Source organism: Mesorhizobium sp. 8 (assembly GCF_006351905.1).
GTDB lineage: Bacteria > Pseudomonadota > Alphaproteobacteria > Rhizobiales > Rhizobiaceae > Mesorhizobium > Mesorhizobium composti.
In genome coordinates, this window is the sequence record NZ_CP040914.1 from 1,178,473 (window position 1) to 1,203,582 (window position 25,110).

Genomic DNA, 25,110 nt, shown 5'->3' on the forward strand with positions numbered 1-25,110 from the left:
CGATCCTCTGCATCGGCCGGTGCATATCGCCAAGCCGGACCGGCCGGCGCTCAAGATAGAAATGCAAAGCCTGTGACGGGAACATGAATTGCGGCGAATATTGCCGAACTCGCACTTGTTTCGCCTTGGGCGATTTGCTACACGCCGCGGGCCGGCACCTTCCGGCTCCTACCACGTGCGGTCGTGGCGGAATTGGTAGACGCGCAGCGTTGAGGTCGCTGTGGGGCAACCCGTGGAAGTTCGAGTCTTCTCGACCGCACCAACGCCTTTTCACAATCCGGTATTTCTACGGCTTTTGAGCCTGCCCGGATTCTGACCGGCGTGGATGTCTTTACACCTTCCACAACCTTTACACCGATTTTCAGCGCTCGATGCGTTTCGCGTCCGGTCGACTATCGCTAGCTCGAATCCGCTCGGATTCGGCCTCGCATTGCAAAAGCACGTCGCCTTGCGCTGGAAGATCCGAAAGCGTTGCCAGTTCGGGCATCCAAGTCGTTCGCAAGCCGCCGAAGCGCCGTCTCAACGACGGTCTATCGAACCGGTCCGCACGGCGTCGATCGCCTGCGGCGGGACATGGGTCGAAAGGTTCGCCAGTACCAGCATGCAAAGCGCGATCGGCACGAAGATCGCGCCAATCTGCAGCAAGGCGGCGCCGATCCCGCGCCAGTCCGATCGTCTGCTGTCGTTCTCTTCGGCCATAACCAGCCCTATGCGCCAGAAGCGTCAACCAGCCGTTAATCGGCCTGTCCGCAAACCCGACGCATCGGCCTGGCGCTCTGGACCTTTGCGCCGATTGCGGCCATATCAAGGATAAACGAGATCAGCCATGCCAGAACGCAGCCAGCTCGCCACGTCCTTTCTCCCCGTCCCCGGATCGGAGCCGGTCGAATGGCGCATCGAGCCTGGCCTGACGGACTATGCGACGGCGCTGGCCTTCATGGAACAGCGCGCCGAAGCGATCCGCTCGGGCGCGACCGGCGAGATGGTCTGGCTGGTCGAGCACCCGCCGCTCTACACCGCCGGCACCAGCGCCCAGCCCGCCGACCTGATCGATCCGGATCGCTTTCCCGTCTACGCGGCCGGGCGCGGCGGCGAATATACCTATCATGGCCCCGGACAGCGCGTCGCCTATGTCATGCTCGACCTGAAGCGGCGGCGCGAGGATGTGCGCGCCTTCGTGGCGGCGCTGGAAGAATGGATCATCCAGACGCTTGCCGCCTTCACGGTGCGCGGCGAGCGGCGTGAAGACCGCGTCGGCGTCTGGGTGGTGCGGCCCGACCGTCCGCCGATGCCGGACGGCCAGCCTGCCGAAGACAAGATCGCCGCCATCGGCATCCGCCTGCGCAAATGGGTCAGCTTCCACGGCATCGCCATCAATGTCGAACCGGACCTGACGCATTTCGGCGGCATCGTCCCCTGCGGCGTCGCCGATCACGGCGTCACCAGTCTCGTCGACCTCGGCCTGCCGGTGACGATGACCGATCTCGACCTGGCACTGAAGGCCGCCTTCGAAACGGTGTTCGGTCCGGCCGCACTCGCCGAGGCTCTACCCGCCCGCAAGGCCGGCTGATCGCCTGCACCCTGCCCGTTTGTGTTTTTTCCTTCGACGGCGCCGGCATCATGCAGCGGCGCCCCTTCCATGCCGGTGCGCCGCACCGGCTCATTCTCACATTGCGCCGATCCACATCGCCATCGAGACGAGGAAGGTGCTCATGCAAACCAGCGAGACGACATCGTGAACCAGATCGGTCATAACTCTCTCCTGTTTTTAATATGTTCGTAATTTGTTCTATTTTTGTTCAAATGTCAAACGAAGAAAGCGGGCAAAGCGACCGGTCGCCGCCTCGCGCGTCACAGGGTTAAGAAAAGGTTGCGGGACAGGGCCCCGCACCGGCTGAACGGCAGTCAGGCAAGCGACGGATTTGATTCGCGGAATCCGTTCCGGAAAGAGAGAGCGCGGGATTTCGAGAACGGACGCGCGGCACCCGGGCATTTGGAAGCGCCGAAAGCTACGTTCGACGCCCGCTGCGGTCAAATTACCAAGCAGGCGCTAAAGCTGGGCGGCCGGCAACGGCACCACCCTGCCCTCGGCCAGCGTCACGCGCCGGTCCATGCGCGCGGCGAGCTCGTGATTGTGGGTGGCGATCAGCGCGGCGAGACCGGACTGGCGCACCAGCGCCTCCAGCGCGTCGAAGACGTAGGAAGCCGTGACCGGATCGAGGTTGCCCGTTGGCTCGTCGGCGAACAGCACCAGCGGCGCGTTGGCGACGGCGCGCGCGATCGCCACGCGCTGCTGCTCGCCGCCCGACAGTTCTGACGGCCGATGCTGCGCCCGCTTGCCGATCTGCATGTAATCGAGCAGTTGGGCCGCCCGCTCGCCCGCTTCCTTGCGCCCCAGCCCCTTGATGAGTTGCGGCATCATGATGTTTTCCAGAGCCGAGAATTCCGGTAGCAAATGGTGGAACTGGTAGACGAAGCCGACGTCGTTGCGGCGGATAGCCGTGCGCTCCTCGTCCGACAGCCGCCCGCAGGCGCGCCCGGACAGGATGACGTCGCCGGCGTCCGGCCGCTCCAGCAGCCCGGCTGTGTGCAGCAGCGTCGACTTGCCGGTGCCGGACGGCGCTACCAGCGCCACCATCTCGCCGCGGTTCAGCGAAAAGTCGGCGCCGTTGAGGATGGTCAGCCGGCGCGGCCCCTGTACGTAATGCCGTTCGACGCCGCGCAGTTCGATGATCGGCGCCGCCATCACTCGTACCTCAGGGCTTCGACCGGATCGAGCCGCGCCGCCCGCCATGCCGGAAACAGCGTTGCCAGGAACGACAACACCAGCGCCATGGCGATGACCGACAGCGTTTCGCGCAGGTCCATGCGCGCCGGAAGCTGCGACAGGAAATAGAGCTCCGGATTGAACAGCACCGTGCCCGACAGCCACGAGAAGAACTCGCGGATGCGCTCGATGTTGAGGCAGACGATCATGCCGAGGACCACGCCGGCAATCGTGCCGACAACGCCGATGGCCGCCCCGGTCATCAGGAAGATGCGCAGGATCGCGCCGCGCGTCGCCCCCATGGTGCGCAGGATGGCGATGTCGTGCCCCTTGTCCTTCACCAGCATGACCAGGCCCGAAATGATGTTGAGCGCCGCCACCAGCACGATCAGCGTCAGGATCATGAACATGACGTTGCGCTCGACCTCCAGCGCGGAGAAGAAGGTCTGGTTGCGCTGGCGCCAGTCGGTCATGTAGATCTGCCGCTGCGCCGCCGCCTCCACCTTCGGCTTGAGCGCATCGACATTGTCGGGATTGTCGACATAGATCTCGATGCTCTGCGCCTTGCCTTCCATGTTGAAATAGAGCTGTGCTTCGGAGAACGGCATGTAGATGATGGCGCTGTCGTATTCCGACATGCCCACCTCGAAGATGGCGGCCACCTTGTAGCCTTTGAGCCGCGGCGTGGTACCGAGCGGCGTCACGTCGCCGTCCGGCGAGATCAGCGTGATGGTGTCGCCGACGACGAGGCCCAGCGCCTCGGCCATGCGCGTGCCGATCGCGACGCCCTCGCCGCCGTCGAAACCCTCCAGCGTGCCCTGCTTGATGTTGTCGGCCACCAGCGTCATCTTGCCGAGGTCGTCGCCGCGGATGCCGCGCACCAGCGCGCCGGTTCCCGAACCGACATTGCCCTGCGCCAGCACCTGTCCGTCGATCAGCGGAATGGCGTATTTGACCCCCTGCACCTTGTTGATGCGCTCCGCCACCGCCGCATAGTCCTCCAGCGGCATGTCCACCGGCGTGACGATCAGGTGGCCGTTGATGCCGAGGATGCGGGTCAGCAGCTCGGCGCGAAAACCGTTCATCACCGCCATGACGACGATCAGTGTGGCGACGCCCAGCATGATGCCGAGGAAGGAGATCGAGGCGATGACCGAGATCACCGTCTCCTTGCGCCGCGAGCGCAGGTAGCGCCACGCCACCATGCGCTCGAAACCTGAGAACGCACCGGCACCGGCCTTGCCCTGCTTCGCCGGCGCGGCGGCTGCGGCGGTGCTGCTCACGCGGCCTTCTCCACCGAGGCCAGCAGGTCCTCGACCTTGCGGACGTCGCGCTCGCCGGTCCTGCGGTTCTTCACCTCGACCGTGCCGTCGCCGACGCCGCGCGGCCCGACGATGACCTGCCAGGGCAGGCCGATAAGGTCGGCGGTGGCGAACTTGGCGCCCGGGCGCTGGTCGGTGTCGTCGTAGAGCACATCTTTGCCAGCCTTCTCGTAGGCGGCATAGAGCTTCTCGCAAAGCGCGTCGCAGCCGGCGTCGCCCGGCTTCATGTTGATCAGCCCGACGTCGAACGGCGCCACCGCCTCCGGCCAGATGATGCCGTTGTCGTCGTGGCTGGCCTCGATGATGGCCGCCACCAACCGGCTGGGGCCGATGCCGTAGGAGCCGCCCGAAACGAAATGGTCCTTGCCGTCCGGCCCGGTCACCTTGGCGCCCATCGGCTTGGAATACTTCTCGCCGAAGTGGAAGATGTGGCCGACCTCGATGCCGCGCGCTGACAGCTTGTGCGTCTCCGGCACCTTGGTCCAGGCCGCTTCGTCGTGCATCTCGTCGGTCGCCGCGTAGGGCGTGGTCCATTCCTTGACGATGCCGTCGATCTCGGCGTCGTTGGTGAAATCGGTATTCTCGCCGGGCACAGGCAGCGAAAGGTAGTCGCGGTCGCAGAACACCTGGCTCTCCCCGGTCTCGGCCAGGATGATGAATTCGTGGCTGAGGTCGCCGCCGATCGGGCCGGTGTCGGCGCGCATCGGGATCGCCTGCAGGCCCATGCGCGTGAAGGTGCGCAGGTAGGACACGAACATGCGGTTGTAAGCCGCCCGCGCCCCTTCGAAATCGATGTCGAACGTATAGGCGTCCTTCATCAGGAATTCTCGGCTACGCATGACGCCGAAGCGCGGCCGCACCTCGTCGCGGAACTTCCACTGGATATGGTAGAGGTTGAGCGGCAGGTCCTTGTAGGAGCGGACGTAGGAGCGGAAGATCTCCGTCACCATCTCCTCGTTGGTCGGGCCGAAGAGCATGTCGCGCTCGTGCCGATCCTTGATGCGCAGCATCTCCTTGCCGTAATCGTCGTAACGGCCGCTCTCGCGCCACAGGTCGGCCGACTGGATGGTCGGCATCAGGATTTCCAGCGCGCCGGCCCGGTTCTGCTCCTCGCGGATGATCTTGCAGACCTTGTCCAGCACCTTCTTGCCGAGTGGCAGCCAAGAGAAGGAGCCGGCGGCCTGCTGGCGGATCATGCCGGCGCGCAGCATGAGGCGATGCGAGACGATCTCGGCCTCACGGGGATTTTCTTTCAGGATAGGCAGGAAGTAGCGCGACAGACGCATGGACGATTCCGTGAGAGAGGCAGTGCGCGCCAGAATCGGCGCGAAGCAGGCTGTTTGCCTGGGCTTCATAGCCATTTCGTGGCGGAATGGAAACCCAAGCCACCGCGCTGGAAGCACCTCGTCTTGACTGTTCAACAAGCAGTTCGAACCTATTCATTGTGCAATGCAGCACATGAATGCTTGTTTCAAAGCAAAATTTTCCGTGACATCGCCGTGAAGCTTGGTCTAGTGTGCCTCGATAACCGAGAGGGCAGAGAACAATCTGCCTTCCTACGCGGTCAAAGTCTTGGGAGGATGCGATCTAGGCGCGGTCACTCGCTGCCGCCGGAATTCCGGAAACGGATCGGACGCGTTCAATTGCAAGGCTTCGTGCCTTGCATTTTTTTTGGAAAATCGAGACTTGCGGCAAACAGTTCAGGCACAGCCTGAAGATTTAAGCTTGCGCCTCGCTAGGCTCGATAGCAGAGCATTTCCAGTAAAAGCGTGAAACGGTTTTGGGTGCGGAAATGCGACCAGAAAGATTGCTGCCGCAGAAATGCCCGCAAGGCGAATTACCGGCCGTAGGTGGGCAGGATCTGCGGAAGGTCGTCGACGCCGAAGCCGAGCCCGGCCGTCACGCCATAATAGGCGCCGAACACGATCAGCGACCAGACGGTCGTCCACAGGACGATATAGAAGAAGCGCAACTTCTTGGGCGCACTGGCATGCGTACCCAGCACCACCTCTTCTTCATCCTGTGCGCGAAAGCTGAAGGGCAGGATCGCGAACAGGGTGATCCACCAGACCACGAAATAGACCGCGATCAGGGAGATCCAATCCCAGGCGGTGAAGCTTCCTCCGGTCATGACTGCTCCAGTTCAACCAGCGTACCAGAAAAGTCCTTCGGATGCAGGAACAGCACCGGCTTGCCGTGTGCCCCTAATTTCGGCTCGCCATCACCGAGCACGCGCGCACCGGCGGCCTTGAGCCTGTCGCGGGCGGCGAGGATATCGTCGACCTCATAGCAGACATGGTGCATGCCGCCGGACGGGTTCTTGGCCAGGAAGGCCGCGATCGGCGAGCCCTCGCCCAGCGGCTCCAGCAGCTCCACCTTGGTGTTGCCGACATCGACGAACACCACCGTCACGCCGTGCTCCGGCAATGCCTGCGGCGCGCTGACGGGCGCGCCCAGCGTATCGCGATAGGTCGCCGTCGCCGCGGCAAGGTCGGGAACGGCAATGGCGACATGGTTCAGGCGGCCGAGCATGAGCAGCTCCGTGAGCAAGGCAGTAAGGCAATACGGCGGTATGGCAGCAGGGAAACCGGAAAAGCGGAAAGCTTCCTCCAGAACATACTGCCTTAGGGCCCTATTCTCCTACTGCCCTAATTTCATCTCGTCACGAACACCGTCACCAGCGGCTTCTTGCCCCAGGCCTCGTTGGCTGCGGCACGCACCGCGCGGCGCACGGATTCCTGCACGAGATCAAGGTCTTTTCGGCGCTGGCGGGGGATGGAGTCCACCGCGCCGATTGCCGCATCGAGCATCAGCTCCTCCAGCGTCTCGCCGGCGGCATCCGCTTCCGCCACGCCGATGGCGACCAGGTCCGGATCGCCGGCCAGTTCGTATTTCTCGTCCAGCACGACGTTGACCGCCACATGCCCGGCGAAGGAAAGCTTGCGCCGGTCCTTCACCCCCATGGCCTCGTCGGTGCCGACCAGCCTGCCGTCCTTGTAGACGCGGCCGAACGGCACCTGGTCGATGATGGTGGCCGCGCCCGGCGCCAGCCGCAGCATGTCGCCGTCGCGGATCTGCGCCACCTGGCCGATGCCGGACATCGCCATCAGCGAGCCCTGCGCCACCAGATGCGCCGCCTCGCCATGCACCGGCACGCCGATCTTCGGCCGCACCCACTCATACATCTGCCTCAACTCGCTGCGGCGCGGATGGCCCGAGACATGTACCAGCGCATCACCGTCCTCGATGATCTTCATGCCGAGGTCGATCAGCCGGTTCTTGACCTCAAGGATCGCCTTCTCGTTGCCGGGAATGGTACGGGACGAAAAGATCACCGTATCGCCGGCCGTCAACGCCACCGACTTCATCTCGTCGCGCGACAGCTTGGCCAATGCCGCCAGCGGCTCGCCCTGGCTTCCGGTGCAGATGACGACGAGGTTGTCGCGCGGGATGAAGCCGTAATCTTCCTCGGCGATGAATTCCGGCAGCCCGTCCAGGTAGCCGAGCTCGCCGGCGACGTCGACGACGCGCTTCAGCGAACGGCCGAGCAGCAGGCATTGGCGCCCGGCATCGCGCGCGGCTTCGGCGATGGAACGGATGCGCCCGACATTGGACGAGAAGGTGGTGACCGCCACCCTGCCCTCGGCCTTGCTGATGATCTCCTTCAGGCTGGCGCCCACCGCCTGCTCGGTCGGCGACTCGCCTTCCCTGAGCGCATTGGTGGAATCGCAGACCAGCGCCAGCACGCCCTTGTCGCCATAGGCGCGGAAGCGCGCTTCATCGGTCTTCGGCCCTATGGCCGGCGCGAGGTCGATCTTCCAGTCGCCGGTGTGGATGACGGTGCCGACCGGCGTGGTGATCGCCAATGAAAACGGCTCGGGGATCGAATGCGCCACCGGGATCGCCTCGATCTCGAACGGCCCGAGCGTGAATTTCTCGCCGGCCCGGTAGACGGTCACCGGTATTTTCGGCGCGCCCTGCTCGCCCTGCCGCTTGGCCTCCAGCATGCCGGCGGTGAAGGGACTTGCCCACACCGGCACCTTCAGCTTCGGCCAGATGTCGTGCAACGCGCCGTAATGGTCCTCATGCGCGTGGGTGATGACGATGCCGCGCAGGTTCGCCAGCCGCTCCTCGATGAAACGGGTGTCGGGCAGGATGAGATCGACGCCGGGATGCGCCGGGTCGGGAAAGGTGACGCCGACATCGACCACGATCCATTCGCGATCGTCCGCCGGGCCGTAGCCGTAAAGGGCGAAGTTCATGCCGATCTCGCCAACGCCGCCGAGCGGCACGAAGACGAGTTCGGCATTGTCTGATTTCGCCATGAGGGTTCCTTCCGTTCAGATTGCGCCGGCGCTCGCGACCGCACCGAAATGCACGTCGCCGGCAGCGATGGTCAGCCGTGCGCCGCTTTCATCGCGGATCACGAAACGGCAGTCCTCGTCAATGGTCTCGAACGTGCCGCGCACCACATTGCCGTCAATCCTGACAGCAACCTCGCCACCCAATCCCGCCGCGCGCTCGAGCCAGCGGCGCCGGACGACGGAAAGGCCGTTCCCGCCATTCCACAACCGCTCGTTCACGCTCCAGGCATCCGACAGCGCCAGGAACAGTATCTCGGCGTCGCAGGATGAGCCGAGTGCGGCGAGCGACGTCGCGGGATAAGGCAGGTCATCAGGATGCGCCACGACATTGACGCCGATGCCGACGGCAACCGCGAAGCGGCCTTCCCCGAGAAGCGCGGATTCCAGCAGGATGCCCGCGAGCTTGGCGCCGGAAGCGAGCACGTCGTTCGGCCATTTCAGCTCGAAGCGATTGCGGCCCGAGCCGGCGCCGTCCAGACCGACCGCTATACGGCCTCTCGGCACGACCGCATCCAGCGCATCGGCCAGCGCCAACCCGGCGACGAAACCGAGCGTAGCCGCACTCTTGAGGTCGCCGTCGATGACGACGAGAAGCGTGGCCGCAAGATTGCCCTGCGGCGTCGCCCAGACCCGACCACGCCGGCCGCGCCCGCTTTCCTGGCGTTTCGACACGATCCACAACCGGCCGGGATCGCCGGCCCGCGCACGGTCCAGCGCCAGCGCGTTGGTCGAGCCGACCACCTCATGGGCTTCGAGGCGAAAGCCCTCGGCGGCAGCCGTGGGCGCGAGCGTGAAGCCGGCCATCCGCTCTAGAAGAACGTCTTCGCCGCAGCCTCGGCGTAGCCGGCGATGGGGCCGCCGATCAGCACGTAGAACAGCACGAAGGCACCGGACAGGCCGAGGATCACGCGCAGTTCTCCCGCCATCGGCTGAAAGCCGCCGGCCGGCTCGTCGAACCACATGATCTTGATGATGCGCAGATAGTAGAACGCCGCCACAACAGAGGTCAGCACGCCGATGATGGCGAGCGGATAGAGCCCGGCATTGATGGCGGCAAGGAAGACGTACCACTTCGCCCAGAAACCGGCGAGCGGCGGGATGCCGGCGAGCGAGAACAAAAGGATGGTCAGGATCGTCGCCATCACCGGATTGGTGCCGGCGATGCCGGCAAGATCGTCGATGCTCTCGACCTGATTGTCGTTGCGCCGCATGGCGAGGATGAAGGCGAAGGCGCCGAGCGTCGTGGCGACGTAGATCAGCATGTAGATGGCGACGCCGCGCACGCCCTCCTGGCTGTTGGCCGCCAGCCCGACGAGACAGAAGCCCATATGGCCGATGGAGGAATAGGCCATCAGCCGCTTGAAGTTGCGCTGGCCGATCGCCGCGAAGGAGCCGAGCGCCATAGAGGCGATGGAGATGAAGACGATGACCTGCTGCCAGTCGGCGGCGGCCGGATGGAACGCGTCCATCGTCACGCGCAGGATCAGCGCCATCGTCGCCACCTTCGGCGCCACGGCGAAGAAGGCCGTCACCGGCGTCGGCGCGCCCTCATAGACGTCCGGCGTCCACATATGGAACGGCACGGCCGAGATCTTGAAGGTCAGGCCGGCGAGGATGAAGACCAGCCCGAACAGCACGCCGAGCTGACGCTCGGAGCCGCTGACGGCGGCCGCGATCTTGCTGAAGTCGACGCTGCCCGTATAGCCGTAGGTGAGCGAGATGCCGTAGAGCATCATGCCGGTGCCGAGCGCGCCGAGCACGAAGTACTTCAGGCCCGCCTCGCTGGAGCGGGCGCTCTCGCGATTGATCGCGGCCACGACATAGAGCGCCAACGATTGCAACTCGAAACCGAGATAGAGCGAGATCGTGCTGTTAGCCGAGATCATCAGCATCATGCCGAGCGTCGACAGCGTCACCAGCACCGGATACTCGAAATTGGCGTAGCGCTGCGCCTTGGCGTAGCCGGCCGACATGACCAGCGTCACCGCCGAGCCGAGCAGCGTCACCGTCTTCATGAACAGGGCGAAGTCGTCCTGCACGTAGGCGCCGCCATAGGCGCTGCCACGCGCACCGGACAACAGCATCCAGCCGCCGGCGATGGCGAGCACGACCACCGCGAGGCCGGTGACGAGCGTGCTGGCACCCTCGCGCGAATAGGCGCCGATCATCAAGAGCACCATGGCGCCGACCGCGAGGATCAGTTCCGGCGTGGAGAGCGAAAGGCTGGAATAAAGGTCCGGCGTCATGGTTCTCTCGATCAGTTCGCCGCCGCGGTCTGCGCGGAGCCGATGGAAGCGGTGACGTCGGTGACGAGTGCCTTGACCGACTGGGCGGTCGCATCGAACACCGGTGCGGGATAGACGCCGAAGAAGATGATCAGAACGACCAGCGGATAGAGGATCGCCTTCTCGCGCGTCGACAGGTCGAGCATGGCCTTCAGGCTGTCCTTGACCAGCGCGCCGAAGATGATCTTGCGGTAGAGCCACAGAGCATAGGCGGCCGACAGGATGACGCCGGTGGCGGCGAAGACGGCCACCCAGGTGTTGGCCCGGAAGGCGCCGAGCATCGTCAGGAACTCGCCGACGAAGCCGGACGTGCCCGGCAGGCCGACATTGGCCATGGTGAAGATCAGGAAGACGACGGCGTATTTCGGCATGTTGTTGACCAGCCCGCCATAGGCATCGATCTCACGCGTGTGCAGCCGGTCGTAGATGACGCCGACGCACAGGAACAGCGCGCCCGAGACGAGGCCGTGCGACAGCATCTGGAACAGCGAACCCTGGATGCCCTCCTGGTTCATGGCGAAGATGCCCATCGTCACGAAGCCCATATGGGCGACGGAGGAATAGGCGATCAGCTTCTTCATGTCCTCCTGCATCAGCGCCACCAGCGAGGTGTAGATGATGGCGACGACCGACAGCGTGAAGACGAAGGGGGCGAAATAGGCGGAGGCGTCCGGGAACATCGGCAGCGAGAAGCGCAGGAAGCCGTAGCCGCCCATCTTCAACAGGATGCCGGCCAGGATGACCGAGCCCGCCGTCGGCGCCTCGACGTGCGCGTCCGGCAGCCAGGTATGCACCGGCCACATCGGCATCTTCACCGCGAAGGAGGCGAAGAAGGCCAGCCACAGCCATGTCTGCATCGAGGCCGGGAAATCATGCGCCAGAAGCGTCGGGATGTCGGTGGTGCCGGACTGGAAGAACATCGCCATGATGGCGAGCAACATCAGCACCGAGCCGAGCAGCGTGTAGAGGAAGAATTTGAACGAGGCGTAGACGCGCCGCTTGCCGCCCCACACGCCGATGATGATGAACATCGGGATCAGGCCGGCCTCGAAGAAGACGTAGAACAAAACGATGTCGAGCGCGCAGAACACGCCGATCATCAGCGTCTCGAGGACGAGGAAGGCAATCATGTAGGCCTTCACCCGCTTCTGGATCGATTCCCACGAAGCGAGGATGCACAGCGGCATCAGGAAGGTGGTAAGGATGACGAACAGCATCGAGATGCCGTCGACGCCCATGTGATAGGAAATGCCCGAATCCAGCCAGCCGCGCTTCTCTACGAACTGGAAGCCGGCTTGGCTATTATCGAATCCGGTCCAGATGAAGATCGAGATGACGAAGGTGATGATCGTCGTCCACAGCGCGATCATGCGGATGTTCCTGCGCGCATTCTCGCTCTCGTCCCGCACGAACAGGATGAGCAGCACACCGACCAGCGGCAGGAACGTGACCGTTGAAAGGATTGGCCAGTCGGTCATCAGAGCATCATCCAGGTGACGAGAGCGGCAACGCCGATCAGCATGGCGAAGGCGTAGTGGTAGAGGTAGCCGGTCTGCAGCTTGACCACGCGGTTGGTGACATCGATGACGCGCGCCGACACGCCGTCGGGGCCGAGGCCGTCGATGACGGCGCCGTCGCCCTTCTTCCACAGCGTGTAGCCGAGCCACTTGGCGAAGCGCACGAACAGGAAGTCGTAGACCTCGTCGAAGTACCACTTGTTGAGCAGGAAGGCGTAGAGGCCGCGATGACGTCCCGCCACTTCGGCCGGCAGCGCAGGCTTGCGGATATAGAACTGCCAGGCGACCAGGAAACCGAGAACGGTGACGACGATCGGCGCCAGCTTCACCCACAGCGGCACGCCGTGCATTTCGTGCAGTACATGGTTGTCAGGCCCCGTGAACAGCGCCGCCTTCCAGAAGTGCTCATAGCCCTCGCCGACGAAATAGGTGGAGAACAGCACGCCCGCGAAGATCGCGCCGGCGGCCAGCACGTAGAGCGGCACCAGCATCACCGGCGGCGATTCATGCACATGGTGCATCACCTCGTGGCTGGCGCGCGGCTCACCGTGGAAGGTCATGAAGATCAGCCGCCAGGAATAGAAGGAGGTGAAGGCGGCGCCGATGACTAGCAGCACGAAGGCGAAGGTCGCCACGGCGTTCTCGCCGACGAAGGAGGCCTCGATGATCGCGTCCTTGGAGAAGAAGCCGGCGAAGCCCACCAGCGTCATCGGGATGCCAACGCCGGTCAGCGCCAGCGTGCCGATCACCATCATCCAGTAGGTGTTGGGGATCAGCTTGCGGATGCCGCCCATCTTGCGCATGTCCTGCTCGTCCGACATGGCGTGGATGACCGAGCCGGAGCCGAGAAACAAGAGCGCCTTGAAGAAGGCGTGCGTGAACAGGTGGAAGATCGCCGCGCCATAGGCGCCGACGCCGAGCGCCACGAACATGTAGCCGAGCTGCGAGCAGGTCGAATAGGCGATGACGCGCTTGATGTCGTTCTGCACCAGGCCGACGGTGGCGGCGAAGAAGGCGGTGATGGCGCCGATGAAGGTGACGACCGTCAGCGCCGTGTGCGATAGCTCGAACAGTGGCGACAGGCGCGCCAGCATGAACACGCCGGCCGTCACCATGGTGGCGGCGTGGATCAGCGCCGAAACAGGCGTCGGGCCTTCCATGGCGTCCGGCAGCCAGGTGTGCAGCGGCACCTGCGCCGACTTGCCCATGGCGCCCATGAACAGGAGCAGGCACACGACCGTCATCGCCGCACCCTTGTCCAGCGCATAGCCGAGGAAGGTCAGCACCGCCGCCCCTTCCGGAGCGCCCTCGGCCGGGAGATAGCTCGCGGCATTGGCGAAGATCGTGGTGAGATTGACCGAGCCGAACAGCACGAACACGCCGAAGATGCCGAGGATGAAGCCGAAATCGCCGACGCGGTTGACGACGAAGGCCTTGATAGCGGCGGCATTGGCCGACGGCTTCTTGTACCAGAAACCGATCAGCAGGTAGGACGCCAGGCCCACACCCTCCCAGCCGAAGAACATCTGGATCAGGTTGTCGGCCGTCACCAGCATCAGCATGGCGAAGGTGAACAGCGAAAGGTACGCGAAGAAGCGCGGCCGGTTCGGATCGTGGTGCATGTAGCCGATGGAATAGATGTGCACCAGCGACGACACGGTGTTGACCACCACCAGCATCACCACCGTCAGCGTGTCGATGCGCAGCGCCCACGACGTATCGATTCCGCCGGACTGGATCCAGCGCAGCACCGGCACGGTGAAGACCTCGCCGTCGCCGAAAGCGACGGTGAAGAAGGCGACCCACGAAAGCACCGCCGAAATGACCAGCAGGCCGGAGGTTATGAACTCCGACGCCTTGGCGCCCAGCGAATTGCCGAACAGCCCGACGACCAGGAAGCCGATGAGGGGAAGGAAGACGATGGCCTGATACATGAAACGTCCCTCAGCCCTTCATCATGTTCACGTCTTCGACCGCGATGGTGCCGCGGTTGCGGAAGAACACCACCAGGATGGCGAGCCCGATCGCCGCTTCCGCCGCCGCCACCGTCAGCACGAACAGCGTGAAGACCTGGCCGACGAGGTCGCCGAGCGCCGCCGAGAAGGCGACGAAGTTGATGTTGACCGACAGCAGGATCAGTTCGATCGACATCAGCATGACGATGACGTTCTTGCGGTTCAGGAAGATGCCGAACACGCCGAGCGTGAACAGGATCGCCGAGACGGTGAGAAAATGCGCGATGCCGACAACCATCTTCAGATCCCCTCGCCCGTCTTGACCTTGCGGATTTCGATTGCCGTGGCCGGCGTGCGGGAAACCTGTTCCGCGATCGACTGCCGCTTGACGTTCGGCTTGTGGCGCAGCGTCAGCACGATGGCGCCGATCATCGCCACCAGGAGCACCATGCCGCAAATCTGGAAATAATAGAGGTAGTCGGTGTAGATGATGTCGCCGAGCGCCGCCGTGTTGGAGCGCGCCAGAAGGTCCGGGATCGGATGCGCCGCCGTCGCTGCCAATTCCGGCGCGAAGGTGTAGCCGCCGACGACCACCAGCAGTTCGCCGACCAGGATCAGCCCGACCAGCGCGCCGATCGGCGCATATTGCAGCGCGCCGCTTTTCAGTTCGGCGAAGTCGACGTCGAGCATCATGACGACGAACAGGAACAGCACCATCACCGCGCCGACGTAGACGACCAGCAGGATCATCGCCAGGAACTCGGCGCCGGTGAGCAGGAACAGCCCCGCCGCGTTGAAGAAGGTGAGGATGAGGAACAGCACCGAATGCACAGGATTGCGCGAGGAGATGACCATGAAGGCCGCCGCCACCGCGATGAAGGCAAAGAGGTAGAAGAAGGCTGCCTCTAGTCCGTTCAACATGGGTCTGTCCCCGGTTCCTTTTGTGACGGACCAGGCGCTTCGGCATCCGGTCCCGTCCGACTCCGTCCCGCCTCCGGGCGAAATCGCGTGTTCCTTAGACGAGCCTTCGTGGCACGTCCATGTTTCCTGTCTTCCTTCTCCCCGTTTACGGGGAGAAGGTGGCCCGAAGGGCCGGATGAGGGGCAACGCCGCACTTGGACAAGTTTATCCCGCCCCTCACCTGCCTGCCGGCATCCTCTTCCCGTAAACGGGGAGAAGAAATCCTTCACCTGTACGGCGCGTCCAGTTCCATGTTGCGCGCGATCTCGCGCTCCCACCGGTCGCCGTTGGCGAGCAGCTTGTCCTTGTCGTAGTAGAGTTCCTCGCGCGTTTCCGTCGCGAACTCGAAATTCGGGCCTTCCACGATGGCATCCACCGGACACGCTTCCTGGCAGAAGCCGCAATAGATGCACTTCACCATGTCGATGTCGTAGCGCACGGTGCGGCGCGTGCCGTCGTTGCGGCGCGGGCCGGCCTCGATGGTGATGGCCTGCGCCGGGCAGATCGCCTCGCACAGCTTGCAGGCGATGCAGCGCTCCTCGCCGTTGGGATAGCGGCGCAGCGCATGCTCGCCACGAAAGCGCGGGCTGATCGGCCCCTTCTCGTGCGGATAGTTGATCGTCTCCTTCGGCGCCAGGAACTGGCGCACGCCCAGCACGTAGCCGATGACGATGTCCTTGAGCAGGAGCGACTTGGCGGCTTGTGACAGAACACCCATCAGGCAAGTCCCGTAAGCTTGAGGAAGGCGGCGGTGGCCACGACCATGAACAGCGAGATCGGCAGGAAGACCTTCCAGCCCAGCCGCATCAGCTGGTCGTAGCGGTAGCGCGGCAGCACCGCCTTCGCCATCGAGAAGATGAAGAAGACGAAGCACAGCTTGAGCACGAACCAGATCACCCCCGGCACCCAGGTGAAAGGCGCCACGTCCACCGGCGGCAGCCAGCCGCCGAGGAACAGGATGGTGGTGAGCGCGCACATCAGCACCACCGCGACGTATTCGCCAAGGAAGAACAGCAGGAACGGCGTCGAGGAATACTCAACCATGTGGCCGGCGACGAGTTCCGATTCGGCCTCGACCAGGTCGAAGGGCGGGCGGTTGGTCTCCGCCATGCCCGAGATCATGAAGATGATGAACATCGGGAACAGGCCGAGCCAGTGCCAGTCGAGCAGCGTGTTGACCGGCAGGCCGAGATGCGTGCCCAGCCCGTCCTTTTGCGACAGCACGATGTCGGACAGGTTGAGCGAGCCGACGCAAAGCAGCACGGTGACGATGACGAAGCCGATCGAGACTTCGTAGGAGACCATCTGCGCCGCCGAGCGCAGCGCGCCGAGGAACGGATATTTCGAGTTCGACGCCCAGCCGCCCATGATGACGCCGTAGACCTCCAGCGAGGAGATGGCGAAGACGTAGAGGATGCCGACATTGATGTTGGCGATCGCCCAGTTCTCGCTGACGGGAATGACCGCCCAGGCCGAGATCGCCAGCACCGCCGAGACCAGCGGCGCCAGCAGGAACACGCCCTTGTTGGCGCCCGACGGAATGACCGGCTCCTTGAAGACGAACTTGAACAGGTCGGCGAAAGCCTGGAACGCCCCCCACGGCCCGACCACGTTGGGGCCGCGACGCAACTGCACCGCCGCCCAGATCTTGCGGTCGGCGTAGAGGATGTAGGCGACGCCGATCAGGAGGATGACGATCAGCGCGACGGACTTGATCAGGATGATCAGCGCCGGCAGCACGTAAGTTGCGAAGAAATCTTCCATCTTATTCCGCCGCCTGCCCTATTCCGCCGCCTGTTTGAAGCCGCCCTTGGCGAGAGCCGAGCACTCCGCCATCACCGCGGATGCCCGCGCGATCGGGTTGGTGAGGTAGAAGTCGCGTACCGGCGACACGAATGGGCCCTTGGCCAACCGCCCGCCGAGCTTCGCAGCCTTCGCCACGTCGTCGGCGCTTCCGGCCTCGATCCGGTCGATGCGGGCCAGATGCGGAACCTCGCCGTAGAGCTTGGCGCGCAACTGCGCCAGCGAATCGAACGGCAGCTTCTTGCCCAGCACGTCCGACAGCGCGCGGATGATCGCCCAGTCCTCGCGCGCCTCGCCCGGCGCGAAGCCGGCGCGGTTGGTCATCTGCACGCGCCCTTCCGTGTTGACGTAGGTGCCCGACTTCTCGGTATAGGCCGAGGCCGGCAGGATGACGTCGGCGCGGTGTGCGCCGGCGTCGCCATGCGTGCCGATATAGACGACGCAGCCGGCAGAGACCTTGCTCATGTCCAGCTCGTCGGCGCCGAGCAGGAACAGCACGTCGCTGTCGGCCATCATGCCAGCCACGTCCTCGCCGCCCTCGCCCGGCACGAAGCCGATGTCGAGGCCGCCGACGCGCGCCGCCGCGTTATGCAGCACGGCAAAACCGTTCCAGCCGTCCTTGATCGCGCCGACCGCAGAGGCAAGCTTCGCCGCCAGCCCGAGAACGGTCGCGCCGTCCGACCGCCCGAGTGCCCCTTGCCCGACGATGACGAGCGGCTTTTCGGCCTTCTTCAGCTTGTCGAAGAACTTGCCATTGCCGCCGGCGAGATCCTTCAGCGTCTCCGGTCCGGCGCCCAGCGCCTCGTAATCGTAGCGCAGGTCGCCCATCTCGCCGATCACGCCGATCGGCAGCGGGCCGGCGCGGAAGCGTTTGCGGATGCGCGCGTTCAGCACCGAGGCCTCGAAACGCGGATTTGCGCCGACGATGAGGATGGCGTCCGTCTGCTCGATGCCCTCGATGGTGGAATTGAAGATGTAGCTGCCGCGGCCCAGCGCCGGATCCAGCGCCGCACCATCCTGCCGGCAGTCGACGTTGGCCGAACCCAGCGAGGAAACCAGCAGCTTCAGCGCATACATTTCCTCGACGGCCGCGAGGTCGCCGGCGATGGCGCCGATCTTCTCAGGCGCGGCCTTGCCGACCGCATCCTTGATCGCGGCGAAGGCTTCGCTCCAGCTTGCCGGCGCGAGCTTGCCGCCCTTGCGCACATAGGGCCGGTCGAGGCGCTGCGTGCGCAAGCCGTCCCAGATGAAGCGCGTCTTGTCCGAGATCCACTCCTCGTTCACCTGGTCGTTGTTGCGCGGCATGACGCGCATGACCTCGCGGCCACGTGTATCGACGCGGATGGCCGAGCCGACCGCGTCCATCACGTCGATGGATTCGGTCTTGTTCAGCTCCCACGGCCGCGCCGTGAAGGCGAACGGCTTCGACGTCAACGCACCGACCGGGCAGAGGTCGATGACGTTGCCCTGGAGTTCCGACGTCATCGCCTGTTCGAGATAGGTGGTGATCTCGGCATCCTCGCCGCGGCCGATCAGGCCGAGTTCGGAAATGCCGGCCACTTCCGTGGTGAAGCGGACGCAGCGCGTGCAGTGGATGCAGCGCGTCATGATCGTCTTGACCAGCGGGCCGATATACTTGTCCTCGACGGCGCGCTTGTTCTCGTGGAAGCGCGAAGAATCGACGCCGAAGGCCATCGCCTGGTCCTGCAGGTCGCATTCGCCGCCCTGGTCGCAGATCGGGCAGTCGAGCGGATGATTGATGAGCAGGAACTCCATCACCCCTTCGCGCGCCTTCTTCACCATCGGCGAATTGGTCAGCATTTCCGGCGGCTCGCCGTTCGGGCCGGGGCGCAGATCCCGCACGCCCATGGCGCAGGACGCCTGCGGCTTCGGCGGACCACCCTTCACCTCGACCAGGCACATGCGGCAGTTGCCGGCGATCGACAGCCGTTCGTGGAAGCAGAAGCGCGGCACTTCCGCGCCGGCCGCCTCCGCCGCCTGCAACAGCGTGTAGTGATCGGGGACTTCGATCTCTTTCCCGTCGACCTTTAGCTTTGCCATTCGCCTAAACCCCTGCGGAAAACCGCAACTCTTGTCCGAAAGCGGCCGAAACCGCCCGTATTTCGTTCATCATCCCGTGGCGCGGCCCGCCAGATCGGCGGCCTGCCCCGTCCAGTCGTCGCGCCCGATCCGGCCGTTGAAGCCCAGGTGCTCGTCCACCCAGGCGATCTCCTGCCCGGACCATGCCGCGACCTGCCGATAGGTCCAGATACCCAGCCCGTTCAGCACCTGCTCCAGCTTCGGCCCGATGCCGGAAATCGCCTTCAGGTCGTCCGGTATCTCAGGCTTCGCGATCGCCTTCGGCTGCTTGCGCTTCACGGGCGCACCCGCCTGCGGTGCGGCAACGGAAACCGGCTTCGGCGCCGCAGCGGCCGGCTTGGACACGCTTTCGACGGCAGCCTGTTCGACGACCGTGCGAGTGGCCGCCTCGTTGACCTCGCAGGCGACGGTCTGCGCCTGTTCCATCACGCTTTTCGCACGCGCCCTGACCTTGGCCGCGGCCACCGACCGCTCCGCCTTCGCATTGTCCTCGAAGGCCGCCTGCAACAGCCGCCCGGACGCTTCGGTGGCGCCGGCAACCGCACCGACCCACATGCCGAGCGCCTGGCTGGCGACGCCGAAACCGATGGCCGACAGCGCCGCCGCACCCGCCAGCGGATGCGCCATCAGGTTGACGGCGCTGGCCATCTCCTGCGGCATCTCCTTCCTGATGGGCTTGCTCATGGTTGCCTCACTCCGCCGCCGCCAGCACGGGCTGGACGTTGTGGGCGTTGCGCGTGAACTCGTCGATGCGCCGCTCGATCTCCGGGCGGAAATTGCGGATCAGGCCCTGGATCGGCCACGCCGCCGCGTCGCCCAGCGCGCAGATGGTGTGGCCCTCGATCTGCTTGGTGACGTCGAGCAGCATGTCGATCTCGCGCTTCTGCGCCTCGCCGCGCACCAGCCGCTCCATGACCCGCCACATCCAGCCGGTGCCCTCGCGGCACGGCGTGCACTGGCCGCAGCTCTCGTGCTTGAAGAAGTAGGACAGCCGCGCGATCGCCTTCACGATGTCGGTGGACTTGTCCATGATGATCATCGCCGCCGTGCCGAAGGAGGACTTCAGCTCGCGCATGCCGTCGAAATCCATCGGCGCGTCGAGGATATCAGGGCCTTTCACCACCGGGCAGGAAGCGCCGCCGGGAATGACGGCGAGCAGGTTGTCCCAGCCGCCGCGAACGCCGCCGCCGTGCTTCTCCACCAGCTCGCGGAAGGTCGTGCCCATCGCCTCTTCCACCACGCAGGGCGTGTTGACGTGGCCGACCAGCATGAACAGTTTTGTCCCCACATTGTTCGGCCGGCCGATGGACGAGAACCAGGCAGCACCTCGGCGCAGGATGGTCGGGGCGACGGCGATGGATTCGACATTGTTGACCGTCGTCGGGCAGCCATAGAGGCCGACATTGGCCGGAAACGGCGGCTTCAGCCGCGGCTGGCCCTTCTTGCCCTCCAGGCTTTCCAGCAGCGCGGTTTCCTCGCCGCAGATATAGGCGCCGGCGCCGTGATGGACGTAGATCTCGAAATCGTAGCCGTTGACGTTGTTCCTGCCGATCAGCTTTGCGTCATAGGCTTCGTCGATGGCGCGCTGCAAAGCCTCGCGCTCGCGGATGAACTCGCCGCGCACATAGATGTAGGCCGCCACCGCGCCCATGGCGAAGCCGGCCAGCAGGCAGCCTTCGACCAGCGTGTGAGGATCGTGACGCATGATGTCGCGATCCTTGCAGGTTCCGGGTTCCGACTCGTCGGCGTTGACGACCAGGTAGCTGGGGCGTCCGTCGCTCTGCTTGGGCATGAACGACCATTTCAAACCGGTCGGGAAACCGGCGCCGCCGCGCCCGCGCAGGCCCGACGCCTTCATCTCGTTGATGATCCAGTCGCGGCCCTTGTCGATGATGCCCTTGGTGCCGTCCCAGCAGCCGCGCGCCATCGCGCCCTGCAACGACTTGTCGAAGCGGCCGTAGATGTTGGTGAAGATGCGATCCTTGTCTGCAAGCATCGTTTCTCGCTCCTCAGACCGGCTTCTTGCCGAAGACGCGGATGTATTCGGCCACGCCGCCCTTGGCGAGTGCCTTGGCCTGCTTGGTCCAATCCTCGCGCTCGATGCGGCCGTGGAAATTCAGGTAGGCGTCAACCCAGTCGCGCTCGGCCTTCTTCCACGCAGCCACCTGCGCGAAGGTGAATATGCCGAGATCGTGCAGGATCTTCTCGTTCTTCGGCCCGACACCGGAGATCAACTGGAGATCGTCCACCGCCGCGGGCTTTGCGATGCCCTTGGGGCGGTTCTTGTCCTCAAGCGACGGCTTCGCGGCCTTCGTCACCACCTTCTTGCTGGCGGCGCCGATCGGCTCGCCCTTGAGCATTTCCGGCGCCTTGTAGGCGCTCGCCGCGCCTTGCGGCGGGATCGGCCGTGTCCGCTGCTTGCCCTTGACGCCTTCGACCGCCGGCTCGGCCTGGTCCGCCTTCTTCTTGTCGAAAGCCGGAGCCGGCGAAATCGCCTCGGCGGCGGGTTTCGGCTTCGGCTTGGCGGGCGCCTTCAGCGAAGGGTTCGTCTCGGCCTTGTCGGTGGAAGGCTTGGCCGCGTTCGACGGCGGAACCTCGGCGGCTTTGGCGGCCGCCTTGGCCTGCTTGTCGCGCGTCGACTTCAGCACAGCCTTCTCGTCTTTCAGCGCGATGAAGCCGCCTTCCGGCGCCGAATAGAAGCGGTCGATCTGCGGCCCCGGCTTGATCGAGGCGCCCTTGCCGGCCTCGAAAGCGTCGATGATCTCAGCCAGGCGCTCGGGCGTCAGGTCCTCGTAGGTATCCTTGAACACCATCACCATCGGCGCGTTGACGCAGGCGCCGAGGCATTCGACCTCCTCCCACGACAGCGTTCCGGCGGCATTGGTGTGGAACTGCTCGTGATGGATCTTGGACCGGCACACGTCCATCAGCTCGCCGGCGCCACGCAGCATGCAGGGCGTCGTGCCGCAGACCTGGATATGCGCGCGCGTGCCGACCGGCTTCAACTGATACTGCGTATAGAAGGTCGCAACCTCGAGCCCGCGGATATAGGGCATGTCGAGCATGTCGCAGACGGACTCGATCGCAGCCTTCGTGACCCAGCCTTCCTGCTCCTGCGCCAGCATCAGGAGCGGGATGATCGCCGACTGCTGCCGGCCCTTCGGATACTTGGCGATCCACTTCTTCGCCGCCGCCGTGTTCGCCTTGTTGAAGGCGAAGCTGGCGGGCTGGACGCTGGCTTCTGCGAGACGACGTACGGACATTTAGCGGTCAACCTCACCGAAAACGATATCGAGGGAGCCGAGCACGGCGGTAACGTCGGCCAGCATGTGGCCGCGGCACAGGAAATCCATCGCCTGCAGATGGGCGAAGCCCGGCGCCCGCAGCTTCACGCGGTACGGCTTGTTGGTGCCGTCGGCCACCAGATAGACGCCGAACTCGCCCTTCGGCGCCTCGACGGCGGCATAGACCTCGCCCGCCGGCACGCGGTAGCCCTCGGTATAGAGCTTGAAGTGATGGATCAGCGATTCCATCGACCGCTTCATCGCCGCGCGCTTGGGCGGCACGACCTTGCCGTCGATGTTGGACACCGGCCCGGTGGATTCCTTGCCGAGCAGCAGGTCGAGGCACTGACGCATGATCTTCGCCGACTGCCGCATCTCTTCCATGCGGATCAGATAGCGGTCGTAGCAGTCGCCGTTCTTGCCGATCGGAACGTCGAAATCCATCTCGGCATAACATTCGTAGGGTTGCGACTTCCGCAGGTCCCAGGCCGCGCCCGAACCGCGCACCATCACGCCGGAGAACCCCCAGGCCCAGGCATCCGCCAGCGACACCACGCCGATGTCGGCGTTGCGCTGCTTGAAGATGCGGTTTTCCGTCAGAAGCTCGTCGAGGTCGTCGATCGATTTCAGGAACGGGTCGATCCAGCGGGCGATATCCTCCAGAAGCTGCTTCGGCAGGTCCTGGTGCACGCCACCCGGCCGGAAATAGGCCGCATGCATGCGCGAACCCGAGGCGCGCTCATAGAACACCATCAGCTTCTCGCGCTCGACGAAGCCCCACAGCGGCGGCGTCAGCGCACCGACGTCCATGGCCTGCGTCGTCACGTTGAGGATATGGCTCATGATGCGGCCGATCTCGGAGTAGAGCACCCGGATCAGCTGCCCGCGCTTCGGCACCTCGATGCCGAGAAGCCGTTCCACGGCGAGACAGTAGGCGTGCTCCTGGTTCATCGGCGCGCAATAGTCGAGCCGGTCGAGATAGGGCACCGCCTGCAGATAGGTCTTGGCCTCCATCAGCTTCTCGGTACCGCGATGCAGGAGCCCGATATGCGGATCGACGCGGTCGACAACCTCGCCGTCGAGCTCCAGCACGAGGCGCAAAACACCATGCGCCGCAGGGTGCTGAGGTCCAAAATTGATGTTGAAGTTGCGTACCGATGTTTCGGCCATGCCGCGCCTCAGTTCGTCTTGGCCTTCTCGTCACCCGGCAGCACGTAGTCGGTGCCTTCCCACGGGGACAAAAAGTCGAAGTTGCGGAATTCCTGCTTCAATTCCACCGGCTCGTAGATCACCCGCTTGGCCTCGTCGTCGTAGCGCACCTCGACGAAGCCGGTGAGCGGGAAGTCCTTGCGCAGCGGATGCCCCTCGAAGCCGTAGTCGGTGAGGATACGCCGGAGGTCCGGATGGCCGGAGAACAGCACGCCGTAGAGGTCGTAGGTCTCGCGCTCGAACCAGTCGGCGCCCGGCCATACGCCGGTGACCGACGGCACCACCGTCTCCTCGTCGGCATGCACCTTGAGGCGGATGCGCAGGTTCTTGGTCGGCGACAAAAGGTGGTAGACCACGTCGAAGCGCTGATCGCGGTAAGGATAGTCGGCGCCCGAAACGTCGATGATCGACACGAAGCGGCACTTCGCATCGTCGCGCAGGAAGGTCGCCGCCTTGACGAGGTCGGCCGGCGCGACCTGCACAGTCAACTCGCCATAGGCGATCACGCTGTCGAGCACGGCTTCGCCGAGCTTTTCGCGCAGGTGGGCGGCCAGGTCGCTGAGAGCTTCGCTCATGGGTCTCACCGCTCGATCGTGCCGGTACGGCGGATCTTCTTCTGCAGAAGAAGAAGGCCGTAGAGCAGCGCTTCCGCGCTCGGCGGGCAGCCGGGTACGTAGATATCCACCGGCACGATGCGGTCGCAGCCGCGTACCACCGAATAGGAATAGTGATAGTAGCCGCCGCCGTTGGCGCACGAGCCCATCGAGATGACGTAGCGCGGCTCCGGCATCTGGTCGTAGACCTTGCGCAGCGCCGGCGCCATCTTGTTGGTCAGGGTGCCGGCGACGATCATCACGTCGGACTGGCGCGGTGAGGCGCGCGGCGCGATGCCGAAGCGCTCGGAATCGTAACGCGGCATCGCCTTGTGGATCATCTCCACCGCGCAGCAGGCGAGGCCGAACGTCATGTACATCAGCGAGCCGGTGCGCGCCCAGGTGATCAGCGCATCGAGCGAGGTGACGAGGAAGCCCTTGTCGGCCAACTCGTTGTTGACCTCGACGAAGAACGGATCGGTCGAGCCGACCGGCTTGCCGGTGGCAGGGTCAAGAATGCCCTTCGGCTGCGGGGCGACGAGCGTGCCGGGGTTCGGGTTCAATCCCATTCCAGCGCTCCCTTCTTCCACTCATAGACGAAGCCGATGGTCAGCACCGCCAAAAATACCATCATCGACCAGAAGCCGAGCATGCCGATCTCGCCGAAGGAAACGGCCCACGGAAACAGGAAAGCGACCTCGAGGTCGAAGATGATGAACAGGATCGACACCAGATAGAAGCGGATGTCGAACTTCATGCGGGCGTCGTCGAAGGAATTGAAGCCGCACTCGTAGGCCGACAGCTTCTCCGGGTCGGGATTGCGGTAGGCAATCAGGAACGGCGCCACGATCAGTGCCAGACCGACGACCATCGCCACCGCTATGAAGATGACGACGGGCAGATAAGAGCCGATGAGTGCGTTCATGCTCCGACTTTCCTTGCGCGGTTACC

The 25,110-nt window shown here is 64.4% G+C and carries 24 protein-coding genes and 1 tRNA gene; 2 read left to right on the plus strand and 23 right to left on the minus strand.

Features of this window, described 5'->3' with window-relative positions; all coding sequences use genetic code 11:
* Positions 1-177 precede the first annotated feature (177 nt).
* Positions 178-262 (plus strand) — tRNA-Leu (locus FGU64_RS05540).
* A gap of 257 nt (positions 263-519) precedes the next feature.
* On the opposite strand, the gene FGU64_RS05545 is transcribed toward FGU64_RS05540, so the two are convergent.
* A complete protein-coding gene (locus tag FGU64_RS05545) occupies positions 520-699 on the minus strand; it encodes a hypothetical protein (protein ID WP_136353147.1) in 180 nt (59 codons plus the stop codon).
* Between the two features lie 127 nt (positions 700-826).
* Here FGU64_RS05545 and lipB point away from each other — a divergent pair, with 127 nt between their 5' ends.
* A complete protein-coding gene (gene lipB, locus FGU64_RS05550; protein ID WP_136353145.1) occupies positions 827-1,570 on the plus strand; it encodes a lipoyl(octanoyl) transferase LipB in 744 nt (247 codons plus the stop codon).
* A gap of 480 nt (positions 1,571-2,050) precedes the next feature.
* Here the strand turns inward: lipB and FGU64_RS05555 are convergent, their stop codons facing one another.
* From FGU64_RS05555 to FGU64_RS05660, 22 genes are all read right to left on the minus strand, one after another.
* The gene (locus FGU64_RS05555) at positions 2,051-2,746 is read right to left on the minus strand and encodes an ABC transporter ATP-binding protein (protein WP_139951217.1); all 696 of its coding nucleotides are present in this window, start codon (positions 2,744-2,746) and stop codon (positions 2,051-2,053) included.
* The gene (locus FGU64_RS05560; RefSeq protein ID WP_136353955.1) at positions 2,746-3,972 is read right to left on the minus strand and encodes a lipoprotein-releasing ABC transporter permease subunit; all 1,227 of its coding nucleotides are present in this window, start codon (positions 3,970-3,972) and stop codon (positions 2,746-2,748) included. Before FGU64_RS05560 ends, FGU64_RS05555 begins: the two co-directional genes overlap by 1 nt.
* 74 nt (positions 3,973-4,046) lie before the next feature.
* Positions 4,047-5,375, minus strand: a complete 1,329-nt coding sequence (gene proS, locus FGU64_RS05565) for a proline--tRNA ligase (RefSeq protein ID WP_136353143.1) — start codon at positions 5,373-5,375, stop codon at positions 4,047-4,049.
* A gap of 551 nt (positions 5,376-5,926) precedes the next feature.
* Positions 5,927-6,220: a DUF1467 family protein gene (locus tag FGU64_RS05570; RefSeq protein WP_136353141.1), complete on the minus strand. Its 294-nt coding sequence runs from the start codon at positions 6,218-6,220 to the stop codon at positions 5,927-5,929.
* On the minus strand, positions 6,217-6,621 hold the full coding sequence (mce, locus tag FGU64_RS05575; protein ID WP_136353139.1) for a methylmalonyl-CoA epimerase: 405 nt from the start codon (positions 6,619-6,621) through the stop codon (positions 6,217-6,219). The genes FGU64_RS05570 and mce overlap by 4 nt, the downstream gene beginning before the upstream one ends.
* 122 nt (positions 6,622-6,743) lie before the next feature.
* Positions 6,744-8,414, minus strand: a complete 1,671-nt coding sequence (locus FGU64_RS05580; protein ID WP_139951219.1) for a ribonuclease J — start codon at positions 8,412-8,414, stop codon at positions 6,744-6,746.
* A gap of 15 nt (positions 8,415-8,429) precedes the next feature.
* Complete coding sequence (locus FGU64_RS05585; protein ID WP_139951220.1) at positions 8,430-9,257, minus strand: biotin--[acetyl-CoA-carboxylase] ligase; 828 nt, start codon at positions 9,255-9,257, stop codon at positions 8,430-8,432.
* A gap of 5 nt (positions 9,258-9,262) precedes the next feature.
* Positions 9,263-10,699 carry an NADH-quinone oxidoreductase subunit NuoN gene (nuoN, locus tag FGU64_RS05590; RefSeq protein ID WP_139951221.1) on the minus strand — a complete coding sequence of 479 codons (1,437 nt, stop codon included), beginning with the start codon at positions 10,697-10,699 and terminating at the stop codon, positions 9,263-9,265.
* Positions 10,700-10,710: 11 nt separating this feature from the next.
* The gene (locus FGU64_RS05595; protein WP_139951222.1) at positions 10,711-12,216 is read right to left on the minus strand and encodes an NADH-quinone oxidoreductase subunit M; all 1,506 of its coding nucleotides are present in this window, start codon (positions 12,214-12,216) and stop codon (positions 10,711-10,713) included.
* Complete coding sequence (gene nuoL, locus FGU64_RS05600; protein ID WP_139951223.1) at positions 12,216-14,189, minus strand: NADH-quinone oxidoreductase subunit L; 1,974 nt, start codon at positions 14,187-14,189, stop codon at positions 12,216-12,218. The genes FGU64_RS05595 and nuoL overlap by 1 nt, the downstream gene beginning before the upstream one ends.
* 10 nt (positions 14,190-14,199) lie before the next feature.
* Complete coding sequence (gene nuoK, locus FGU64_RS05605) at positions 14,200-14,508, minus strand: NADH-quinone oxidoreductase subunit NuoK (RefSeq protein WP_136353127.1); 309 nt, start codon at positions 14,506-14,508, stop codon at positions 14,200-14,202.
* A 2-nt stretch (positions 14,509-14,510) separates the two neighbouring features.
* Positions 14,511-15,131 (minus strand): NADH-quinone oxidoreductase subunit J, encoded by a 621-nt coding sequence (locus FGU64_RS05610; protein ID WP_136353126.1) that lies wholly within the window; start codon positions 15,129-15,131, stop codon positions 14,511-14,513.
* A 265-nt stretch (positions 15,132-15,396) separates the two neighbouring features.
* Positions 15,397-15,888: an NADH-quinone oxidoreductase subunit NuoI gene (gene nuoI / locus FGU64_RS05615; RefSeq protein ID WP_136353124.1), complete on the minus strand. Its 492-nt coding sequence runs from the start codon at positions 15,886-15,888 to the stop codon at positions 15,397-15,399.
* Complete coding sequence (gene nuoH, locus FGU64_RS05620; RefSeq protein ID WP_136353121.1) at positions 15,888-16,934, minus strand: NADH-quinone oxidoreductase subunit NuoH; 1,047 nt, start codon at positions 16,932-16,934, stop codon at positions 15,888-15,890. Before nuoH ends, nuoI begins: the two co-directional genes overlap by 1 nt.
* An 18-nt stretch (positions 16,935-16,952) precedes the next feature.
* Positions 16,953-19,034 (minus strand): NADH-quinone oxidoreductase subunit NuoG, encoded by a 2,082-nt coding sequence (gene nuoG, locus FGU64_RS05625; RefSeq protein WP_139951224.1) that lies wholly within the window; start codon positions 19,032-19,034, stop codon positions 16,953-16,955.
* A gap of 69 nt (positions 19,035-19,103) precedes the next feature.
* Positions 19,104-19,757 (minus strand): NADH-ubiquinone dehydrogenase, encoded by a 654-nt coding sequence (locus tag FGU64_RS05630; RefSeq protein ID WP_139951225.1) that lies wholly within the window; start codon positions 19,755-19,757, stop codon positions 19,104-19,106.
* A 7-nt stretch (positions 19,758-19,764) separates the two neighbouring features.
* Complete coding sequence (gene nuoF / locus FGU64_RS05635; RefSeq protein WP_139951226.1) at positions 19,765-21,069, minus strand: NADH-quinone oxidoreductase subunit NuoF; 1,305 nt, start codon at positions 21,067-21,069, stop codon at positions 19,765-19,767.
* Between the two features lie 13 nt (positions 21,070-21,082).
* The gene (locus FGU64_RS05640; protein WP_139951227.1) at positions 21,083-22,336 is read right to left on the minus strand and encodes an NADH-quinone oxidoreductase subunit E; all 1,254 of its coding nucleotides are present in this window, start codon (positions 22,334-22,336) and stop codon (positions 21,083-21,085) included.
* Positions 22,337-23,527, minus strand: coding sequence for an NADH-quinone oxidoreductase subunit D (locus FGU64_RS05645; RefSeq protein WP_139951228.1), 1,191 nt, complete (start codon positions 23,525-23,527; stop codon positions 22,337-22,339).
* Positions 23,528-23,535: 8 nt separating this feature from the next.
* Complete coding sequence (locus tag FGU64_RS05650) at positions 23,536-24,141, minus strand: NADH-quinone oxidoreductase subunit C (protein ID WP_139951229.1); 606 nt, start codon at positions 24,139-24,141, stop codon at positions 23,536-23,538.
* A gap of 5 nt (positions 24,142-24,146) precedes the next feature.
* Positions 24,147-24,728 carry an NADH-quinone oxidoreductase subunit B gene (locus FGU64_RS05655; RefSeq protein WP_136353107.1) on the minus strand — a complete coding sequence of 194 codons (582 nt, stop codon included), beginning with the start codon at positions 24,726-24,728 and terminating at the stop codon, positions 24,147-24,149.
* A complete protein-coding gene (locus FGU64_RS05660; RefSeq protein ID WP_136353105.1) occupies positions 24,719-25,084 on the minus strand; it encodes an NADH-quinone oxidoreductase subunit A in 366 nt (121 codons plus the stop codon). The genes FGU64_RS05655 and FGU64_RS05660 overlap by 10 nt, the downstream gene beginning before the upstream one ends.
* Positions 25,085-25,110 lie beyond the last annotated feature (26 nt).

Bases quoted from the DNA above. Each gene is read 5' to 3' on its own strand.
- FGU64_RS05545 (WP_136353147.1), bottom strand. From the start codon at position 699: ATGGCCGAAGAGAACGACAGCAGACGATCGGACTGGCGCGGGATCGGC.
- lipB (WP_136353145.1), top strand. From the start codon at position 827: ATGCCAGAACGCAGCCAGCTCGCCACGTCCTTTCTCCCCGTCCCCGGA.
- FGU64_RS05555 (WP_139951217.1), bottom strand. From the start codon at position 2,746: ATGGCGGCGCCGATCATCGAACTGCGCGGCGTCGAACGGCATTACGTA.
- FGU64_RS05560 (WP_136353955.1), bottom strand. From the start codon at position 3,972: ATGGTGGCGTGGCGCTACCTGCGCTCGCGGCGCAAGGAGACGGTGATC.
- proS (WP_136353143.1), bottom strand. From the start codon at position 5,375: ATGCGTCTGTCGCGCTACTTCCTGCCTATCCTGAAAGAAAATCCCCGT.
- FGU64_RS05570 (WP_136353141.1), bottom strand. From the start codon at position 6,220: ATGACCGGAGGAAGCTTCACCGCCTGGGATTGGATCTCCCTGATCGCG.
- mce (WP_136353139.1), bottom strand. From the start codon at position 6,621: ATGCTCGGCCGCCTGAACCATGTCGCCATTGCCGTTCCCGACCTTGCC.
- FGU64_RS05580 (WP_139951219.1), bottom strand. From the start codon at position 8,414: ATGGCGAAATCAGACAATGCCGAACTCGTCTTCGTGCCGCTCGGCGGC.
- FGU64_RS05585 (WP_139951220.1), bottom strand. From the start codon at position 9,257: ATGGCCGGCTTCACGCTCGCGCCCACGGCTGCCGCCGAGGGCTTTCGC.
- nuoN (WP_139951221.1), bottom strand. From the start codon at position 10,699: ATGACGCCGGACCTTTATTCCAGCCTTTCGCTCTCCACGCCGGAACTG.
- FGU64_RS05595 (WP_139951222.1), bottom strand. From the start codon at position 12,216: ATGACCGACTGGCCAATCCTTTCAACGGTCACGTTCCTGCCGCTGGTC.
- nuoL (WP_139951223.1), bottom strand. From the start codon at position 14,189: ATGTATCAGGCCATCGTCTTCCTTCCCCTCATCGGCTTCCTGGTCGTC.
- nuoK (WP_136353127.1), bottom strand. From the start codon at position 14,508: ATGGTTGTCGGCATCGCGCATTTTCTCACCGTCTCGGCGATCCTGTTC.
- FGU64_RS05610 (WP_136353126.1), bottom strand. From the start codon at position 15,131: ATGTTGAACGGACTAGAGGCAGCCTTCTTCTACCTCTTTGCCTTCATC.
- nuoI (WP_136353124.1), bottom strand. From the start codon at position 15,888: ATGGGTGTTCTGTCACAAGCCGCCAAGTCGCTCCTGCTCAAGGACATC.
- nuoH (WP_136353121.1), bottom strand. From the start codon at position 16,934: ATGGAAGATTTCTTCGCAACTTACGTGCTGCCGGCGCTGATCATCCTG.
- nuoG (WP_139951224.1), bottom strand. From the start codon at position 19,034: ATGGCAAAGCTAAAGGTCGACGGGAAAGAGATCGAAGTCCCCGATCAC.
- FGU64_RS05630 (WP_139951225.1), bottom strand. From the start codon at position 19,757: ATGAGCAAGCCCATCAGGAAGGAGATGCCGCAGGAGATGGCCAGCGCC.
- nuoF (WP_139951226.1), bottom strand. From the start codon at position 21,069: ATGCTTGCAGACAAGGATCGCATCTTCACCAACATCTACGGCCGCTTC.
- FGU64_RS05640 (WP_139951227.1), bottom strand. From the start codon at position 22,336: ATGTCCGTACGTCGTCTCGCAGAAGCCAGCGTCCAGCCCGCCAGCTTC.
- FGU64_RS05645 (WP_139951228.1), bottom strand. From the start codon at position 23,527: ATGGCCGAAACATCGGTACGCAACTTCAACATCAATTTTGGACCTCAG.
- FGU64_RS05650 (WP_139951229.1), bottom strand. From the start codon at position 24,141: ATGAGCGAAGCTCTCAGCGACCTGGCCGCCCACCTGCGCGAAAAGCTC.
- FGU64_RS05655 (WP_136353107.1), bottom strand. From the start codon at position 24,728: ATGGGATTGAACCCGAACCCCGGCACGCTCGTCGCCCCGCAGCCGAAG.
- FGU64_RS05660 (WP_136353105.1), bottom strand. From the start codon at position 25,084: ATGAACGCACTCATCGGCTCTTATCTGCCCGTCGTCATCTTCATAGCG.